At 38.0% G+C, this 17,614-nt stretch carries 20 protein-coding genes and 1 riboswitch; of the genes, 8 read left to right on the forward strand and 12 right to left on the reverse strand.

The window, feature by feature from the left end; translation table 11 throughout:
* Positions 1 to 16 precede the first annotated feature (16 nt).
* Together BM260_RS07200 and BM260_RS07205 are read right to left on the reverse strand one after the other, a co-directional pair.
* Positions 17 to 517 carry an AAA family ATPase gene (locus BM260_RS07200; protein WP_093536523.1) on the reverse strand — a complete coding sequence of 167 codons (501 nt, stop codon included), beginning with the start codon at positions 515 to 517 and terminating at the stop codon, positions 17 to 19.
* Positions 518 to 519: 2 nt separating this feature from the next.
* Positions 520 to 984 (reverse strand): DinB family protein, encoded by a 465-nt coding sequence (locus tag BM260_RS07205; protein ID WP_093536525.1) that lies wholly within the window; start codon positions 982 to 984, stop codon positions 520 to 522.
* A gap of 300 nt (positions 985 to 1,284) precedes the next feature.
* On the opposite strand from BM260_RS07205, the gene BM260_RS07210 reads away from it, so the two are divergent.
* Positions 1,285 to 1,992 carry a nuclease-related domain-containing protein gene (locus BM260_RS07210; protein WP_093536526.1) on the forward strand — a complete coding sequence of 236 codons (708 nt, stop codon included), beginning with the start codon at positions 1,285 to 1,287 and terminating at the stop codon, positions 1,990 to 1,992.
* 181 nt (positions 1,993 to 2,173) lie between these two features.
* On the opposite strand, the gene BM260_RS07215 is transcribed toward BM260_RS07210, so the two are convergent.
* On the reverse strand, positions 2,174 to 4,288 hold the full coding sequence (locus BM260_RS07215; protein WP_093536528.1) for a sensor histidine kinase: 2,115 nt from the start codon (positions 4,286 to 4,288) through the stop codon (positions 2,174 to 2,176).
* 141 nt (positions 4,289 to 4,429) lie between these two features.
* On the reverse strand, positions 4,430 to 5,122 hold the full coding sequence (locus BM260_RS07220; RefSeq protein ID WP_093536530.1) for a response regulator transcription factor: 693 nt from the start codon (positions 5,120 to 5,122) through the stop codon (positions 4,430 to 4,432).
* 190 nt (positions 5,123 to 5,312) lie between these two features.
* Between BM260_RS07220 and BM260_RS07225 the strand changes: the two genes are divergently transcribed.
* From BM260_RS07225 to BM260_RS07235, 3 genes are all read left to right on the forward strand, one after another.
* Complete coding sequence (locus BM260_RS07225) at positions 5,313 to 5,777, forward strand: BsuPI-related putative proteinase inhibitor (protein ID WP_175496228.1); 465 nt, start codon at positions 5,313 to 5,315, stop codon at positions 5,775 to 5,777.
* 183 nt (positions 5,778 to 5,960) lie between these two features.
* Positions 5,961 to 6,311 (forward strand): ASCH domain-containing protein, encoded by a 351-nt coding sequence (locus BM260_RS07230; RefSeq protein WP_093536534.1) that lies wholly within the window; start codon positions 5,961 to 5,963, stop codon positions 6,309 to 6,311.
* Positions 6,312 to 6,425: 114 nt separating this feature from the next.
* Positions 6,426 to 7,109: a BsuPI-related putative proteinase inhibitor gene (locus BM260_RS07235; protein ID WP_093536536.1), complete on the forward strand. Its 684-nt coding sequence runs from the start codon at positions 6,426 to 6,428 to the stop codon at positions 7,107 to 7,109.
* Positions 7,110 to 7,168: 59 nt separating this feature from the next.
* Here BM260_RS07235 and BM260_RS07240 read toward each other — a convergent pair whose 3' ends face one another.
* From BM260_RS07240 to aceA, 4 genes are all read right to left on the reverse strand, one after another.
* Positions 7,169 to 7,462, reverse strand: a complete 294-nt coding sequence (locus BM260_RS07240; RefSeq protein WP_093536538.1) for an RNA polymerase alpha subunit C-terminal domain-containing protein — start codon at positions 7,460 to 7,462, stop codon at positions 7,169 to 7,171.
* 180 nt (positions 7,463 to 7,642) lie between these two features.
* Positions 7,643 to 7,765, reverse strand: coding sequence for a protein YhfH (locus BM260_RS18180; protein WP_139219905.1), 123 nt, complete (start codon positions 7,763 to 7,765; stop codon positions 7,643 to 7,645).
* A 30-nt stretch (positions 7,766 to 7,795) separates the two neighbouring features.
* Positions 7,796 to 9,394, reverse strand: coding sequence for a malate synthase A (gene aceB, locus BM260_RS07245; RefSeq protein ID WP_093536540.1), 1,599 nt, complete (start codon positions 9,392 to 9,394; stop codon positions 7,796 to 7,798).
* Between the two features lie 31 nt (positions 9,395 to 9,425).
* Positions 9,426 to 10,709, reverse strand: a complete 1,284-nt coding sequence (aceA, locus tag BM260_RS07250) for an isocitrate lyase (protein ID WP_093536542.1) — start codon at positions 10,707 to 10,709, stop codon at positions 9,426 to 9,428.
* A gap of 204 nt (positions 10,710 to 10,913) precedes the next feature.
* Here aceA and BM260_RS07255 point away from each other — a divergent pair, with 204 nt between their 5' ends.
* A complete protein-coding gene (locus tag BM260_RS07255; RefSeq protein WP_245762660.1) occupies positions 10,914 to 11,570 on the forward strand; it encodes a LytTR family DNA-binding domain-containing protein in 657 nt (218 codons plus the stop codon).
* Between the two features lie 64 nt (positions 11,571 to 11,634).
* Here BM260_RS07255 and BM260_RS07260 read toward each other — a convergent pair whose 3' ends face one another.
* On the reverse strand, positions 11,635 to 12,531 hold the full coding sequence (locus BM260_RS07260; RefSeq protein WP_093536544.1) for a DMT family transporter: 897 nt from the start codon (positions 12,529 to 12,531) through the stop codon (positions 11,635 to 11,637).
* A 100-nt stretch (positions 12,532 to 12,631) separates the two neighbouring features.
* Here BM260_RS07260 and BM260_RS07265 point away from each other — a divergent pair, with 100 nt between their 5' ends.
* Positions 12,632 to 12,862 (forward strand): excisionase family DNA-binding protein, encoded by a 231-nt coding sequence (locus BM260_RS07265; RefSeq protein ID WP_093536546.1) that lies wholly within the window; start codon positions 12,632 to 12,634, stop codon positions 12,860 to 12,862.
* A gap of 281 nt (positions 12,863 to 13,143) precedes the next feature.
* Here BM260_RS07265 and BM260_RS07270 read toward each other — a convergent pair whose 3' ends face one another.
* The gene (locus tag BM260_RS07270) at positions 13,144 to 14,130 is read right to left on the reverse strand and encodes a homoserine dehydrogenase (protein ID WP_093536548.1); all 987 of its coding nucleotides are present in this window, start codon (positions 14,128 to 14,130) and stop codon (positions 13,144 to 13,146) included.
* A gap of 130 nt (positions 14,131 to 14,260) precedes the next feature.
* Positions 14,261 to 15,553 (reverse strand): O-acetylhomoserine aminocarboxypropyltransferase/cysteine synthase family protein, encoded by a 1,293-nt coding sequence (locus BM260_RS07275; protein ID WP_093536550.1) that lies wholly within the window; start codon positions 15,551 to 15,553, stop codon positions 14,261 to 14,263.
* Between the two features lie 112 nt (positions 15,554 to 15,665).
* Positions 15,666 to 15,780: riboswitch (SAM riboswitch) on the reverse strand.
* Between the two features lie 157 nt (positions 15,781 to 15,937).
* Between BM260_RS07275 and BM260_RS07280 the strand changes: the two genes are divergently transcribed.
* Together BM260_RS07280 and BM260_RS07285 are read left to right on the forward strand one after the other, a co-directional pair.
* The gene (locus BM260_RS07280; RefSeq protein WP_093536552.1) at positions 15,938 to 16,579 is read left to right on the forward strand and encodes a glycerol-3-phosphate acyltransferase; all 642 of its coding nucleotides are present in this window, start codon (positions 15,938 to 15,940) and stop codon (positions 16,577 to 16,579) included.
* A gap of 14 nt (positions 16,580 to 16,593) precedes the next feature.
* On the forward strand, positions 16,594 to 17,181 hold the full coding sequence (locus BM260_RS07285) for a YdcF family protein (RefSeq protein ID WP_245762661.1): 588 nt from the start codon (positions 16,594 to 16,596) through the stop codon (positions 17,179 to 17,181).
* An 81-nt stretch (positions 17,182 to 17,262) separates the two neighbouring features.
* Here BM260_RS07285 and BM260_RS07290 read toward each other — a convergent pair whose 3' ends face one another.
* Positions 17,263 to 17,607, reverse strand: a complete 345-nt coding sequence (locus BM260_RS07290; protein WP_093536554.1) for a GIY-YIG nuclease family protein — start codon at positions 17,605 to 17,607, stop codon at positions 17,263 to 17,265.
* Positions 17,608 to 17,614: the final 7 nt, after the last annotated feature.

The raw sequence follows: 17,614 nt of genomic DNA on the forward strand, positions 1-17,614 counted from the left end.
CATCCCATTTTTTTATTTAAAGTTCCCGAAACCAATCTTCGACATCTTCATTTGTATGAAGGTAATGCACTTTCGATCCGTAGACTTCAAATTTCTGCATGAACGCTGGTTTCATTTGTTCTTCAAAGTACGTGTTCCACTGGAACATCTTCCGGAATATAGTAAAGGTCGGTTTGTAGTTACCCTTTTCTATTTTTAAAAGTTGACGAATGTATCTTCTAATAATGCGCCATGTTCTTTTATTCACAGGGATGTCTAAGAAAACAATTTGATCTGCTGCGAGTAACGCCTCATCTGTCCAGTCGATGTGAACGCCCTCTATTACCCATTTTTCTTGTTTAACGGCATTGATAAATAGCTGGTTTCTAACATCTATTTCATTTCGGATGTCACCAGTTGGCTGATGGTTCCATACGAAATTATCCGTTTCAAAGTGTGGTAGGTGAAGTTGGGCTGCAACTTTACGAGCAAGGGTAGTTTTGCCACTTCCCACTGAGCCTACAATATAAATTTTCATCGTCAATCACTTGTTGCACGGTTCAATGCGTGGATAATTCCAGCATGTACGCCTTCATGCCAAACCAAGAATTGCACTAGTGCCTCAACTGTCTTCATTTCATGGAGCTTACCTATAGACATTGACTCTATTAAAATATTGGCTAGCTGATCGTCTAGCACATCTTTTATTCGCTCCGCTTGTTCCTTTAAAGCACTGACTAATTCATCTGAAGTTGGCGGTTCCACAATCCAATCATTTGGTTTTGTTCCCGGAACAAACAGTGTTACCCACTCCGGATGTACAATTCCATAGGTTGGAATTGCTCTTTGCGTTAATATCTCAGCATTCACGTAAATATGTCCTACATTCCACCGAATAGTATTATTGAATCCTGTCGGTTGTATATCCCATGAAGCTTCATTTACTTGGCTAATTCTTCCTAATGTATAAACCCGAGCAAAATTTAATTGATTCAACGTTTCCATGTTTTCATCCCCTACTTGTTATGTGTTTGTAAAAATGGTATTTTCATTGAAAAGGAGGAATGTGTCATCGATATACCACGCAAATTTCCAAAGTCGATTCCAATCTACAGGCGAATTCTACAACGTTTACCTATCTATCACCCTACTTATATAGAAGTAGAGAAACGTATTAAAGCAATAGAAGCAGGATTTCACGGAGAATGCTATGTGGATAACTTTCTCAAACAGGTTCCCTTTCCTAAAAGCTATGCCATACTTAAAGACCTCCACATTAAAATAGATTCCAACAGTTATCTCTAAATGGATACGCTTATTCTCACAAAGAAATATATAGCTCTTTTAGAAATTAAAAACATCCGAGGGAAAATTGCCTTTCAAAAAAATCCTGATCAACTTATAAGAGAGTTTGACGGCGAAGTCACTCCCTTTAAATGCCCCGAACAGCAAATAACACGTCAAACAAAAAAGCTCCAGGTACTCCTAAAGGAATTAAAAATAGATCTTCCTATAAAAAAACTCATTGTTCTTGCCTACAGTAAAACACATGTAGTACTTCCTCCAAAATATACCACAATTGTTATGGGCTGCGACATCTCCATCTATATGGATGATTATAATCAGTTGCCCGATGTCCTATCAACCACCAAATTCAATCAGTTATCCAGGCAACTTGCTGCTAAATCCTTTGAATATATCCCTCCTTCAATAGCACAAACATATCCAGTGAAACTTGCTGATGTGAAAACCGGTTTGATATGCCCTATTTGTAAAAGGAAAGTGAGTGGTCAGTTAAAGTGCCCCACTTGCAAAGTGGGTAAACTCCTTCTCCAGCAACAGGCCGTTGAAGATTGGTTTTACCTAATGAAAGGCTCTATTACAAACCGAGAATGTGTCTACTTCCTTGAATTGAAGGACAAGCATGCTGGAAACTATTTATTAAATAAGCTTCCCCTCCAACCAGTGAATAATCATAAACTCAGACATTACGTGATGTCTCACGACCGCTAATTTTGGCGGTCTTTTTTGTGGGATTTTTTTACTATTCCAACTAATATGCTCATTATTACAACTAAATCATTCAAAATTCCAACTAACCTCTCCATTATTCCAACTAAACAGCTCAAAATTACAACTAAGACCATTTCCGAAGCACAAAAAAAGAGAAACCCCTTTGGGATTTCTCACTTTTTTATACTATTACTGCAATTTTCACCGTTACTTTGAACAGATCTCCGTCGACTTCCATTTGCAAGCTGCCACCATGTAAATCCACGATGGATTGTGCGATTGCAAGGCCAAGTCCGGAACCTTCTGTATGACGAGATGTGTCTGCTCGTTTGAATCGCTCGGTTAATTCGTTCACATCGTTGCCTAGCTCATACTTCGCTATATTTTTGATGACGAACACGGCTTCTCCGTCCATTTGGTCCAAATTGATATATACACGAGTATTAGGTAGAGCATACTTCAACGTATTAATAATGAGGTTATCCAGGACTCTCCACCACTTTTGTCCATCGACATAGGACATGATTGGTTTTGTGCCAATGACTACACGATAATCTAGACCCGACTTATCAATGTCTTCCTGATGTTCAGCTATAGCTTGCTGCAAGAGCTGCGTTAAGTCTACTTTTCGTTTATCTAATTCGATATTGCCGGTTGTCATTTTAGATACTTCAAACAAATCTTCAATTAGTGTTTTCAAACGCATCGACTTTTTATCCAATATTGCAATATAGGATGCTCGCTCTTCATCTGTAATGCTTGGATTTTTTAACAAATCGGTATACGTAATGATAGATGTTAGCGGTGTACGAAGATCATGGCTAACATTTGTAATGAGCTCCGTTTTCAAGCGTTCACTTTTTGCTTGCTCCGAATGCGATGATTTTATACGGTTGCGAAGTCCATTTAAGTTAGCGGCGTGCTCAGCAATCGGTGACTTCCCTCTTACTTCAATCTCATTGCCAATTACGCCTCTTGCCATTTCTTCGGTCTTCATAATAATTCGGTTCAAGTATGACATTCTAGCCAATAAAAACACCAGTATTGGAATACCTATAAATATAGTTGCTGGTATCCAAAGTAGTAATACTGCAGGTTGCCAGAAAACCATCATTGTTCCAAATCCCCAGAGGAATATAACCGTGAGCATGATCAACGTTTGCATCCCAATAGTACGTTTTAAGAATAATCCTTCTAAAGATTTAAACCAACTGTACAAGAGGCTTTTACTCCAATCTATATCTTCAAAACTTCCTTTAATCCACTGCCATTGATAGAACGCTAAAGCTGTTAAGAACACTGCAAGGAGTAATGTAAAGATTGGAATATCGAATCCACCATAATGTAAAATACTCATTCTCAATTCATTCGTAGCAATAAATACAATAAATATGCTGGCAAAAAATAATACCCACTGAACATCTATTGGCAGTCTATGATATTTACGTTTTCCCTCTTCATGCTGAAAATGTACCTTGTCTTTCTTCCATAATACAATAAATGCGATAGTGGCTAGGACACCTAGAATGAGGATCCCATAAAAGAATCTCTCTTCTTTTTTAAAATACTGATAGTTATCCGCCCGATCCCCATTTATAATACTAGCCTCTGGTATAGCAATAGTTCCTTCGAATTTTGGAAAACTATAGCCAACTAAATTTTGCAGATACGAGGAGTTTTCTGTATTTTCATTTATCACATTGCCCTTTAAATACGTCGACTTACTTGAATACTCTTTTTTATAAGCAAGCTTTGTATCTAAATCGCCGTTATTAAATTTTTCACCCGTCTCTGTATTTTTTAAACTATATATAAATTCGTCATTATAATTTAGGAATTCATTTTTACTTGCCTCTAAAGCTTGAAAGTACTCATCCACTAGCTTTTCCTTTTCCATTCTCACTTTATCAGCTACATATTCATTATTCTCAAAGTTTTTTGTAATGTCTTCCATTTTTTTGTTTCGCTCTGCAATTGATGCTTCGTCTGTTCTTGCTTCATATTGAGCGGTAATAGAGTCAAGTTGCTCTTGCAAACTACCAAACTGATAGCGATGTTCATCTATTTCCTCCGCTGTTACAGTAATATTCTTCTTCATTTCTTCTTTTTCTGGAACAGCTAAAATAAGCGAAACAATGGACGACTCAAAATTGCTCACTTCTATTTTAAACCCATCACTATCAAAATAGTTTTTCCCTATATAATTACCACTTTCTCTAGTTAAAGTAAAAAATGCTAAAACCATTACCACCGCTAACAAAGAAAGTATTATATCCTTTATAATTGGTTTCTTCACCCCACTATTCCCCCTTTCATGTTTTGAATAATTTCTACAAAGCTTTCTCTAATTTCTACTATAGGCACAAGGTTGGTTATACAATAAAACAAACAAAGTATCCCGCAGACAATTGCCACTACAGATAAAAGTAAACTCATTTTACTTGTCGATCTTATAGCCAACGCCCCACACCACCTTTAAATATCTAGGATTTTTAGGATCTGCCTCTATCTTTTCTCGAATTTTCCGGATATGAACAGCTACTATATTTTCAGCGTTATATGCTGGTTCATTCCAAACGCGTTCATATATTTCATTGATCGAAAAAACACGTCCTGCATTAACCATTAGTAGCTCTGTAATCTTAAATTCAATTGGTGTTAGTTTAACGGACTCTCCTTCTACTGAGAGGTCCTTCGCTTCTTTGTTTAGTGTTAGTCCATCTAGTTCGATAACTTGCTGCTGCCCCTGATAATTTCCTAACTTGGTATATCTTCTAAGCTGAGACTTTACACGTGCTACCAATTCCATCGGATGAAAAGGTTTCGTTACATAGTCATCTGCTCCAACCGATAACCCATGAATTTTGTCTGAGTCCTCAGCTTTTGCACTTAGCATAATAATAGGAATATTTTTTTGTTCTCTAATTTTAAAAGTCGCTGAAATTCCATCCATTTTAGGCATCATAATATCTAATACAATGACATGAACTTCGTTTTCTTCTATTAACTGCAATGCTTCTAATCCATCTGCAGCTTTTAAAACGTGGTAGCCTTCATTTTTCAAATAAATTTCGATACCATCTCGAATGTCCTTGTCATCGTCGGTTACTAATACTGTGAACTGTGTCATTCGCTTACCTCCTTGGTCTGCACGATATGATTTATGTATCCCTCATCACTCTTATGTTACTTATTGTACCCTTCATTCCTTAACATTCCAGTAGGGAAAATATGAAGAAATTCTTAAGAAAATAAGTCAGGAAGTTCATATGTAACTTTTCATCCGCAGAACTGTCTAATAAGGTAGAGGAGTGATTAATTTGAAAAGAATAATTTTTGGTTTATGTACCTTTTTCCTCATATTAATCTTAGCAAGCTGCGGAACGAACAATACAGATACTACTACTGGAAATGAGTCTAAACCAAAGGAGGAAAAAACTATTACAACTAAACTAGAAGTTAAAGAAGATGGGAATGCTACTTTTACGATTAAAAATGAAACAAATGAAGAAGCAACTTTAACGTATAGTAGTGGCCAAGAAGTAGAATATCAGCTTTTAGACAATGAAAAAAATATTGTATTTACTTATTCTGCCGACAAAGTATTTGTCCTTATGATGTCCGAAAATGTGATACAACCAAACGAAGAAGTCGTTATCCAACTTGAGTTAAAAACAGAATTGGCGGAAGTTCCTGCTGGCTCATACACCCTTATCGCTTGGTCAGCTGCAAAGGAACTAAGTGATAAGAAACAAGAGATAGCCTATGAATGGGCTGGGAAATAATTTAATAACATGAAAATGTTCTTAAATGAGGGAAAAACAGTCTCCAGTTGAACTTGAGCATAAAGTGATCTCGGTGCAATTTGCTCCAACAACCTAAAAAGTGCTTATCTAACCATAGTCCGCAATACTTTTTACATGTACACTAGTTAGAAGTAGAAAAATATTTTTTAAGGTGGACTATCAATGACAAATCACGAAGAAACAACAACTTTACCTCCAAAAACATGTTCCATTGAACGATTAGTGACAATGGAATCTGATGTTGCTTTAGTATTACAAGGTAAAAAAACTGCTACACGACGTAATGGTCGCTACGCAGATGTAGGCGAGATTATGGAGCTTCAAGGACAATCATTCGTTGTAGACCGTGTATATATTCAAACACTTGGTGACTTGATGGATGAACATGCAAACCAAGAAGGCTTTGAATCAGTGGAAGATTATAAACAGTCCATCTTGTCTTATCACCCTGGCATGCCTTGGTTACCTCATATGACTGTATGGGTTCATGAATTTAGCCCAGTAAAAGCGTAATAACTACTTCTCTGTGTTTAACACAGGGAAGTTTTTTTATGGAAAATTTTGTTCTCATCGTATGAAACTTTTTATCCAAAAGATGGTCTAATTTGTAAACAGGAGGTGTACAACATGAGAAAGAACAAAACAATCAATTGGATTTTATTACTTGTAATCCCCCTCTTTATATTGGCTAGTTGTGGATCCAGTCTAAGTGAATCTACAACTGGAAGTGATGCCGTAGAAGATACTGTATCCACACGAATTGATATAACAACAAATGGAGAAGGATCATTTACGCTAAAGAATGAGACTTCAGAAGAAGCAGTTTTGGAAATGTCGAGTGGTCAACAAATCGAATTCCAACTATTAAATAATGAGAAGGAAATCATTTACACATATTCAGCAAATAAATTATTCATGCAAGAAATACAAGAAAAGAAACTTCAGCCTAATGAGGAATGGACGATTCCACTTAATCTGAAAGAAGAACTTGTGGGAATTCCCCCAGGTCCTTACACATTGACCGTTTGGTCCACCGCCAAAGGGTTAAATGACCAAAAAGAAAAAGTTGCGTATGAGTTATTGACTTCACCGGGAAAACTTGTCGTTCAAACACAGGAAATAACATTTACCGGACTAGTGGATCCACACTCTATTGAAGTAAAAAACCTAGCTGGTGAAACAGAAGTAATGCAATTATCTGAAGTGGCGATGCCTCAGTTTGAAAACGTAGAAGAAGGCACACATTTAATCATTGAATATGTAAAAGAAAATGGGCAAAAAACTGTTCAGACCACGTATCCTGCAGAATAACAATCTAAATAACCACATAAAAATGCATCGCATTTTTGCGGTGCATTTTGTATACATTATTAACTTTTGAAGGTTAAACCTTCTCTTCTTAAACTTTCTTTAAGTGTTGGCAAAGAAGCGGGACCTATACCATGGAACTTTAAAATTTCTTTCTCACTGAATTCAGAGAGCCTCTGCAAGGAAGTAACTTCGTTATTCATCAACGCTCTTCTTGCTGGTGCAGAGAGCAGCGATAGAAAACCGCTATTAGGTTTGCTTCCTTGCTCACACATTGGACAAGTCGGACAGTCACTACTTTTATAATACTTATGCCCTTTGTTGCAGGTCCTTAACTCTTTTTCAGAAGTTGCCATTTTAACACCCCCTAGATTCTCTAATACCTAATATTAACTACTATTATGACACAAATGCTTTAAAAAAATAAAAACCTCCTAACATATCTATAAAAGATTAGTTAGAAGGTTTATATTCTATAATTTAAATTTACTTACAAGTTCTTAAGATTTATAGACATTCCTGTTTTTTCGATATAGTTATTCCTCGTTCATGCCGATGCAACGTTCACACTCGTAAAGGGATGATTCTACTTGCTCATTAATAACACATCCACATTCACGACAATGCTTTGTATTTACTTCTTGAGTAGTTAATTTCATGCAAATCACCTCCTTGAATGGATTGTTTTTTTAGCTAATCTTTTCGTAGCCTGGCAATGTTAAGAACTCGATAAATTCATCTTCTCTTACTAATGATAGGAATAACTCTGCCGCTTCTGTGTAGCGACCATTTCCGTATATGTCATTTCCAAAAGTTGCTTTCAGTTTCCCTAATTCTTCTGTTAAAACTTGTTCTACTAAAGTGATGGAAATTTTTCGTCCATCCTCTATCTTTCCTTCTGGATGCCTAATCCATTGCCATACTTGTGTACGAGAAATTTCTGCTGTTGCAGCATCTTCCATTAAGTTATTAATCGGAGCTGCTCCATTTCCACGTAGCCAAGATGCTATATATTGAACCCCTACACTACAGTTCATACGAAGGCCTTCTTCGGTTATAGTTCCCTTTGGTACTTCGAGTAAATTAGCCGCTGTTACCTGGACGTCTTCTCGTTTTCGATGAATTTGGTTTGGCGTAGGCATATGTTCTTGGAACTGCTCCCAAGCGACAGGCACTAACCCTGGGTGTGCCACCCATGTTCCATCATGTCCATCCGTTGCTTCTCTCCGTTTATCTTCGCTTACTTTTGCGAAAGCTGCTGCGTTTGCTGTTTCGTCCCCTTTTATGGGAATTTGTGCAGCCATTCCACCAATGGCTGATGCATTTCGTCGATGACAGGTTTGGATACATAACTGCGAATAAGCACGCATAAATGGTGACGTCATCGTCACTTGACCTCTGTCGGGCAAGATGACCTGGGACTGGTTGCGAAGTCGTTTAATATAACTAAAAATATAATCCCAACGTCCACAGTTTAGACCTGCCGAATGCTCACGAAGCTCATATAAAATTTCATCCATTTCGAATGCCGCCATGATTGTTTCGATTAAAACAGTTGCCTTAATCGTCCCGTTAGGAACTTCTAATTGTTGCTGTGCATAGACGAAAATATCATTCCATAATCGTGCTTCCAAATGACTTTCTAACTTCGGTAAGTAAAAGTAAGGACCAGTTCCCTGAGCAATCGCTTCCTTTGCATTGTGGAAGAAATAAAGTCCAAAGTCGAAGAAGCTACCAGAGATTGACTCACCATCTATCCGTATATTTTTCTCCAAAAGATGGAATCCTCTAGGTCTTACAATGAGGACTGCTGGTTGTTCTTTCAAGCTATATACTTTACCCGTTTCAGGCTGTGTATAAGAGATTTTTTTGCGAACAGCATCACGCATATTGAGCTGACCATCAATCATATTTTCCCAAGTGGGCGAAGTCGCGTCTTCAAAACAAGCCATAAATGTCTTTGCCCCTGAATTTAATGCATTGATGACCATTTTACGATTAACCGGGCCAGTTATTTCGACGCGGCGATCCTGTAAGTCCTCTGGGAGGGGAGCTATTGTCCAGTTTCCTTCTCGAATTGTTTTGGTTTCCGATAAAAAGTCCAATGTTGCCCCGTTATCTAATTTCTCTTGACGAAACTGACGTGCTTGTAGCAATTCTTTTCTTCTCTTATCAAAGAGATGATGGAGGGAAGCTACGAAATCTAATGCTTCTAGCGTTAAAATTTCGTCAATGCCTTCAACCTCTTTCCCTAAAATTTCAATCCTTTTAGTCGTTAGTTGTTCCATTTATCGTTAACCTCCCATCCCCATGTTTGGTTTAAGCAAACTGTGCTACTTCTGTAGAGCCTTTCATCGCTGTAGTAGAGGAAGTTCCACCTGACACGATTTGTGAGATCTCATCGAAGTATCCGGTCCCAACTTCACGTTGATGTTTCGTAGCTGTATATCCTTTTGTTTCATTTGCAAATTCTGCTTGTTGGAGTTTAGAGTATGCTGCCATACCATTTGTTTTATAATCATGCGCTAGTTCAAACATGCTGTGGTTCAACGCATGGAACCCTGCTAGTGTTACGAATTGGAATTTGTAACCCATCTTCCCTAGCTCTACTTGATATTTTGCAATTGTTTCCTGATCCAAGTTTGCTTCCCAGTTGAAGGAAGGTGAACAATTGTACGCTAGCAATTTACCTGGGAATTTTGCATGTATAGCGTCAGCGAATTGTTTAGCTTCCTCTAAACTAGGATGAGAAGTTTCACACCATATAAGATCCGCGTATGGCGCGTATGCTAAACCGCGTGCGATTGCCTGGTCAATTCCTGGTTTTGTTTTGAAGAACCCTTCAGGTGTTCTTTCACCAGTTATGAAATCTGCGTCACGTGGGTCAATGTCACTCGTTACCATATCTGCCGCATCTGCATCCGTACGTGCAATTAATACAGTTGGAACCCCCATTACATCTGCTGCTAGTCGAGCTGATACTAAATTACGAATGGCATTTTGAGTAGGTAGAAGAACCTTCCCGCCAAGATGTCCACATTTCTTTTCAGAAGCAAGTTGATCTTCTAAATGGACACCCGCTGCTCCAGCTTCAATCATACCTTTCATCAGTTCGAAAACATTTAATGGTCCGCCAAACCCAGCTTCTGCATCTGCAATAATAGGTGCAAACCAGTCAAACTCATCTTCTCTACCTTCCGCTTGGTCAATTTGATCTGCACGTTGTAACGCTTGGTTAATACGCTTTACTACTGCCGGCACACTGTTTGCAGGGTATAAGCTTTGATCTGGATACATTTGACCTGAAAGGTTTGCATCTGCTGCTACCTGCCAGCCACTTAAGTAAATTGCTTGAAGTCCAGCTTTTACCTGTTGCACTGCCTGATTACCAGTTAAAGCTCCAAGGGCATTGATGAAGTCTTCTTGATGAAGCGACTTCCATAAACGTTTTGAACCTTTTCGCGCTAATGTTTGTTCAATAATGACAGAGCCACGTAATTTCACTACATCTTCTGCAGAATATGGACGTTCAATACCGTTCCAACGGTTTTCTTCTTTCCATTGTTGTTGAAGCTCTTCTACCTGTTGTTGTCTTTTTGACATGTACATACACCCCTTAATATTTTGTGGAGGAACACTGTTTAAAAATACTACTTTTTACTGTATCATAACAGTTCCTTTTCTTGTAATCTAATATATAACAGAAAGATGTTTTTTGTATAGATATTTGGATGAAATATTGTTTTTTTAGGATGAACGAAGAATTAGTGAGATGAACACAGAATATTAAGAAAACGAGGTGTATTAGTGGATTTTAAAATAGAGCAACTAAAACAGTATAGTTTAATAATGGAGGAATGGGTGCCCAAAGAGGCCTCTATCGCTATAGCGGCTGGAGATCAGTATATCTACTACCAAGCAGGAGGGCATGATCTTCATCTAAAAGCAGGACAGAAAATCCATCCTAATAGTGTAGCTGATCTAGTACTGACGAGAGGATGTAGAATAGAAGCTGTATTAGAAGATGCATTATTTCAAGTTCCCTATTACGGAATTGGTTATCCAATTGAGATTAATGGTGAAAAAGCGGCATTGGTTGTTATACTCCCCCCTCATCATGCAGTTCCCATTACTTCTCCTTATAAGTTTTTAACCGGGAAGCAGGAAGACGAATGGAAACCAATCTCTATTGAAAAAGTGTCTCATATTGAAAGTCTTCAAAAAAAGACATGGTTCTACGCCAATAAAGAGCCTTATAAAACTAGTATCCCTTTGAAGGAATTACAACTCCGGTTACCAGATAACTTTTTACGTATTCACCGCTCTTATATTGTTAATATTTCATTTATCGACCGAATCGTCCGCGATTTTTCTTCTAATTTGTTAATACAGTTACAGGACGGAACCGAATTACCGGTAAGTCAGTCTTATATGACAGATGTTCGAGCAGTGTTAGGGTTTTAAACGAGAACAATAATTAAAGGCTGTTCCGATTTCTCGAAACAGCCCTCCTTATTTACAGTCTTAGTTAAACAGACACTTTACCTACGCCTTCAGATTGTCCCCTAGCCGATTTACTCCCTAGTGTTAAAATAGCGATACTCCCAAGCAATAAACCAATCCCCATCCAAGAGGTTGTACTAAGAATTTCGCCTACCACAACCACCCCAAGTAAAGCAGCTGTCGTCGGTTCTGCAAGAGACAAAGTTAACGCAGAGGAGGCGGGTATTTTACGAAGACCCCAGCCGTATAATACATAAGCAATACTAGTTGTTGCTATTCCCAAGTAAAAAATGATTCCTATGTTTCCTGCATCATTCAACCAACTCACGTCAAATAGGAAATAAGAAGGCGTCAACAGTAAAGCACTTAGTGAAAAAGTCATTGCAACGACCGACATTGCCTCTTCTTTTTGCAACATAGATTTACTTGTCATTGTATACAATGCAAAAATAATACCCGCGATTAAGGAATACAGAACCCCAAATGGATTTATACTCACTTCACCTTTTGTAACAAATAATAACATACAGCCTATAATAGCTAAGCCAGTCGAGAATCCCCACACTTTTGTAGGCCGCATCTTTAAAAATATCCATTCTATTAAACCTGAAAATACTGGTGCACTTCCAATGGCAACCACACTTGCTACAGCTACACCTGTTAAACGCACAGAAGAAAAGAATAAGAGCTGAAACAAAGAGATACATATAGCGGCGTATAGTGTTTGCTTCCAGGGCCATGAACGGAATTTAATTTTTTTTAATAAAACCATAATGATCAGCAGGAATAATCCACCTGTTGCTGATCGTCCAGCACTAATGATAAAAGGATGCGCACTGTCTGGTAAAAATGTTTGTGCAGTGCCTGTTGTCCCCCATAAAATAGCACCAAGTAGAACAAATATGTATGGTAATACGGTCAAGTTTTCTCCCTACCTTTCCACATTTTCTAACTTCCAATATAGCACATATTGAGTTACCGCCAATCGTATCTTATACTAATAAGGATAGGAGGCATTTTACATGTATATGACAGTAGAAGAAACTGCGAATTATTTATCAATGCCTATTGATCAAGTAAAACGATATATTTCAGAGAAAAAAATTCGTGCTATTTTTGATGGGGAAGAGTATTACGTGAATAGTGCTCAATTTGAAACGCACTTACTGCAAATTGAGGATTTGAAGCGACAAATCGATGAATGGCGAAATACTCCGATTCCGGATGATATTGATGTAAAAGACGAAGATTAATACAAAGGAAAAGGACGTTCTCCGAATGAGGAGAATGTCCTTTTTTATTAATAGGTCCTGTAAACTATACCGTTGATTTTCGCTTCAGGCGGACGCTTTCCGCGGGCTTGGCTTCAGCCTCCTCGTCGCAAGCTCCTGTGGGGTCTTCAGCTCAAGCTAATCCCGCTGGAGTCGTCGCCTTTCGCTACAAACAACAAAGTCCACCTTAAATAAACGGATAATATCGCATAAATAGTCGTTTTTACCTGGAAATAAGTAATTACCAAATGGACTCTAGGATCCTAGATCGTAATAAAAAATCCAGCTCTTTTTCCGATTATTTCTGCATAATCTTCTACCATCACACTTGCTGTTGGGTACATACCTGCTCCTGGACCGACTAATGTTAATGTTCCAATATAGTTTGTATCTAGTGCAACTGCGTTGTTTACACCTTCTATTGAGTATAACGGATGATCTGGCCCTACTAGTTGTGGACCAACGGATGCGTATAGTTCACCGTTTTCGTCTTGCTCTATTTCTGCTACATGGCGATAACGTAGTCCTTGTTCCTTTGCTTTGCGGACATCCTCTAATGAGATTTCATCAATACCAACTACACGAACGTCGTTCCAATTGGGCTGTTTTTTAAACGCTAGTGCGCTTAGTATCATCAGTTTTCGGAAAGCATCTTGGCCGGACACATCGTTAAATGGATCTGCTTCTGCATAACCAAGGTCCTGCGCCTCTTTTAATGAGTCATCAAATGGACATTCATCCTGACGCATTTGTGTCAAAATGTAATTCGACGTCCCATTTAAGATACCTTGGATTCTTTTCACTGAGTTAACTTGTAATAGATTTTTTAATGTCTTAATAACTGGAACTCCGCCGGCTGTTGTTGCTTCATATCCTATAAATACTCCACGAGACTTTGCACGCTCATGTAATGGAATACTATATTTGGAGAACATTACTTTATTTGCTGTTATTACATGACATCCTTTATCAATCGCTCTACATAAGTAGTTATATGCCGGTTCCTCATTTACAATTGCCTCGAATACCACTTGGAGTCCAGGTATATTAATAATATCCTCAAAGTTATCAGTTACTAACACACCAGGTGTAGCCATTCTTTCTTTTCCAACATTGTTTACGAGGATCGCACTAATTTCTAGTTCTAATCCTAAAGACTTTTTCAGATCTTCTCTTTTTTCATTTACAATGTTGTAAATCCCTTGCCCGACTGTTCCGAAACCTAGGATTGCTGCTTTTATCGTCGCCATGCTATCTCCTCCAACTGAATTTGCACAATTGAGTTCCAATTTGCTTCTATTTGTAAAATCTAATCGCATTCATATACGAAGAACTATTTTACATATTGTAGCCCATTTTTACTCAATTATCAATAAAATTCTATCTAGAGAGGACATTTGTTTTTCTCAAAAGTACTTTATCAAGGGCAGACTGTAAATCCTCAACCGCCTCTAGTCCAACAGACAAGCGAATTAAGTCTTCTGTAACGCCCGATTTTACCAAGTCTTCAGGAGTTAACTGCTGATGTGTTGTAGATGCAGGGTGGATTATTAGCGATTTAGCATCCCCGACATTAGCTACATGCGACCAAATTTCAATATTATCGATAATATTACGACCTGCCTCTTTACCACCTTTCACTCCAAAAGTTAGGATGGAACCAAAACCATTCTGTAAATACTTTTTAGCAAGCTCATGGGAGGGATGACTTTCTAAACCTAAGTAGTTAACCCAAGTTACTTCTTCGTTACTTTCTAAGTACTCCGCAATTTTTTGTGCATTTTCATTATGCTTTGGTACGCGTAAATGAAGTGTTTCTAGTCCTTGTAAAAAGGAAAAAGCTGCTTCAGGACTTAAAGTTGGACCAAAATCACGAAGCAATTGAACGCGTAATTTCACTGCAAATGCCACGTTTGGAACGTCTATTCCATATCTTAGACCATGATAGGTCACATCCGGTTGTGTGAATCCTGGAAATTTCTCGGAGTCCCAATTGAAATTTCCTCCATCTACTACAACTCCACCAATCGTAGTACCATGACCACCAATCCACTTAGTCGCTGAATGAATTACGACATGAGCACCGTACTTAATAGGGTTAGATCCATATGGAGTAGCAAATGTGCTATCTACAAGTAAAGGCACTCCTACTTCGTTAGCAATGGCTGCCACGTTTTCTATATCTAATACATTTAAGCTTGGGTTTCCTATAATTTCCCCAAAAAATGCTTTCGTTTTATCTGTCACAGCAGCTCGGAAATTTTCTGGATCCGTAGAATCTACAAATTTCACCGTTATACCATATCGCGGCAATGTATGAGCAAATAGATTAAACGTACCACCGTATAAATTCTCAGCAGCAATAATTTCGTCTCCTGCTCCTGCAATGTTTAATATAGAAAATGCGATAGCTGCCATTCCAGAAGAAAATGCAACTGCTGCCGTTCCCCCCTCTAATAATGCAATTCGTTGTTCAAATACATCCACAGTTGGATTCGTAATACGTGAATAGATATTACCTGTTTCTGCAAGAGCAAATAGGTTTTGTGCATGTTCTGTATCTCTAAATACAAAGGATGTTGTCTTATGAATGGGTACTGCTCGTGATCCAGTCACTGGATCTGGTTGTTGGCCACCGTGTAAAAGTAGTGTTTCTTTTTGTAGATTGGTCATTTGAATTCCTCCTAAAATGTAGTTAGATGGACGCTTATGGAGGCGAGGGAGGATTAGAACAAACAAAAAACCCTCTTCAATTAAGAAGAGGGTGCAAATTCGCATGTTCCTCCTCTTATCTTCCAAATTCGTATTAGAATTTGTAGGATTTAGCACCTTTCCAAGTTGAGAACTTGTTGGTTGCCGGGCATCGTAGGGCCTATTCCCTCCGCCACTCTTGATAAGAGTATTAGATTTAGTTTTCCATCTTGTTACACAGTATAGATTTCTACCAATCTATTTGTCAATACTTTTTTGAATAATTAAAAAACATATACTTTAAAATTCTGAAACTTCTCATCTTTTCATTCGTTTAATATATTGAAGTTAATGGGGGTGAAAAAAATGCTCATTCCGATGATTTGTATCCTTGTGATCAGTTATCTTGTTGGGTCCATTCACGGTTCTAAAATAGCTCAGTATCTGAGTGGGGTAAATATTAAAAAAGAGGGCTTAAAAAATTCTGGCGCCTCAAATGCAGCTGTTGTTCTTGGTGCAAAATATGGCATTTTAGTTGCCATAATTGATATTTTAAAGGGAGTTATAGTCGTAATTGGGACGGGTTTTTGGGTGTCACAGTACGCACATTTTTCGATAGTGGAACAGGACATCCTGCTATATAGTGCAGGTGCTGCTGTAATACTTGGACATAACTTCCCTCTTTACACTAAATTTAAAGGTGGTAAAGGCACTGCATCCCTTATTGGTGTACTACTTGCTCTTAGCTGGCCGCTTGGTTTAATCGGACTTATATTATTAATCGGAACTACATTATTAACGGACTATTTATTAATTGGTGTGTTTGTTTTTTACTTTGTTTTTATCGGTGCATCCATTTGGTTTGCAGAAGGAGTAGGACCAATGGCTATTGCCGGATTTCTATTTTTGATGGCTGTTGTACTACATCTCGAGAATTTCTGTCGTTTAATGCGAAAGGAAGAGATGAGAATCTCCACTTTCTTAAGTAAGAAGAAACCATCTGTATGAAATGAGTGAATATCATGAAGAAGAAAATGAGGTGGATCGTGCTTATCCCATTGGTAGTGATTGTTTCTAGTTTAATTGGGATATGGGTTCTCACGAGTAATTGGCTTGAGAGTGGTCAAAATCCAAAAGCAGATGGCACCAATCAATATGCTATTGTGCTTGGTGCCAAAGTGAAAAAAGGGAATATCCCTTCTTTTGCTTTACAGTATCGATTGGAGGCTGCTCTTGCGTATGCCCAAAAGTATACCCATGTAAAATTAGTACTTTCAGGTGGACGAGGTCCCGATGAAGATATTGAAGAGGCTGTGGTGATGAGAGATTTTCTATTGGAGAATGGCATAGCCGAAGATCGACTCATCTTAGAAGACAAAGCCACCTCAACATATGAAAATCTACTGTTTTCACAAGAATTACTACCCAGCAATATCGACTCCGTCACCCTTATAACAAGCGACTACCATTTACAACGATCCAAAGTACTAGCAAGTAAAATAGGATGGAAATCAGATGTCGTGGCTGCTAAAACTCCCAAAGTGGTTGAACTCAAGGTTCGTACGCGAGAACGTGTCGCGTTGTTAAAGGCATATATTTTGGGGAATTGATTGTTGCAAATAGATGGGTATTAAGTAATTATCGTGTTACTTTCTTGATACCCATCTTTTTACTATTCCATAAAATTCATTTTAGCTATGATACCCTTCTTCACCGTAAGGTTGTAGTTTTTCTAACCATTTCTCCAATAACCTTTCTAATTCTTTTTTGCCTACCCTACTTTCAGTTTCCTCTTTTTTAATAATCTCCATATGCTCTATGGCAAAGTTATCTTTGCCGAACTGAGTCCAGTCCTTTTGCAGATTTTTATTTGAATGGAGTCCGTTTTCTAATGTAAATTTAACTCCATTCAACGTTTTAAAATTAGGTGTAGAAGCTACATACTTTTTACCGTTTCGTTGGTTTGTGATGACGTAAATTCCGCCCTCGATTTTAATTTCTTTATATTCTTGTTTTAATTCTTTTTTGCGATCCATTTATATT

The sequence above is a fragment of the Psychrobacillus psychrotolerans genome, from assembly GCF_900115805.1.
GTDB lineage: Bacteria > Bacillota > Bacilli > Bacillales_A > Planococcaceae > Psychrobacillus > Psychrobacillus psychrotolerans.

Excerpts from the sequence above, each read along its gene's own strand:
- aceA (WP_093536542.1), bottom strand. The coding sequence starts at position 10,709 with ATGTCAAAAAGACAACAACAGGTAGAAGAGCTTCAACAACAATGGAAA.
- BM260_RS07230 (WP_093536534.1), top strand. The coding sequence starts at position 5,961 with ATGACAAATCACGAAGAAACAACAACTTTACCTCCAAAAACATGTTCC.
- BM260_RS07235 (WP_093536536.1), top strand. The coding sequence starts at position 6,426 with ATGAGAAAGAACAAAACAATCAATTGGATTTTATTACTTGTAATCCCC.
- BM260_RS07210 (WP_093536526.1), top strand. The coding sequence starts at position 1,285 with ATGGATACGCTTATTCTCACAAAGAAATATATAGCTCTTTTAGAAATT.
- BM260_RS07200 (WP_093536523.1), bottom strand. The coding sequence starts at position 517 with ATGAAAATTTATATTGTAGGCTCAGTGGGAAGTGGCAAAACTACCCTT.
- BM260_RS07290 (WP_093536554.1), bottom strand. The coding sequence starts at position 17,607 with ATGGATCGCAAAAAAGAATTAAAACAAGAATATAAAGAAATTAAAATC.
- BM260_RS07270 (WP_093536548.1), bottom strand. The coding sequence starts at position 14,130 with ATGGCGACGATAAAAGCAGCAATCCTAGGTTTCGGAACAGTCGGGCAA.
- BM260_RS07265 (WP_093536546.1), top strand. The coding sequence starts at position 12,632 with ATGTATATGACAGTAGAAGAAACTGCGAATTATTTATCAATGCCTATT.
- BM260_RS07220 (WP_093536530.1), bottom strand. The coding sequence starts at position 5,122 with ATGACACAGTTCACAGTATTAGTAACCGACGATGACAAGGACATTCGA.
- BM260_RS18180 (WP_139219905.1), bottom strand. The coding sequence starts at position 7,765 with ATGAAATTAACTACTCAAGAAGTAAATACAAAGCATTGTCGTGAATGT.
- BM260_RS07240 (WP_093536538.1), bottom strand. The coding sequence starts at position 7,462 with ATGGCAACTTCTGAAAAAGAGTTAAGGACCTGCAACAAAGGGCATAAG.
- BM260_RS07275 (WP_093536550.1), bottom strand. The coding sequence starts at position 15,553 with ATGACCAATCTACAAAAAGAAACACTACTTTTACACGGTGGCCAACAA.
- BM260_RS07205 (WP_093536525.1), bottom strand. The coding sequence starts at position 984 with ATGGAAACGTTGAATCAATTAAATTTTGCTCGGGTTTATACATTAGGA.
- aceB (WP_093536540.1), bottom strand. The coding sequence starts at position 9,394 with ATGGAACAACTAACGACTAAAAGGATTGAAATTTTAGGGAAAGAGGTT.
- BM260_RS07285 (WP_245762661.1), top strand. The coding sequence starts at position 16,594 with ATGAAGAAGAAAATGAGGTGGATCGTGCTTATCCCATTGGTAGTGATT.
- BM260_RS07280 (WP_093536552.1), top strand. The coding sequence starts at position 15,938 with ATGCTCATTCCGATGATTTGTATCCTTGTGATCAGTTATCTTGTTGGG.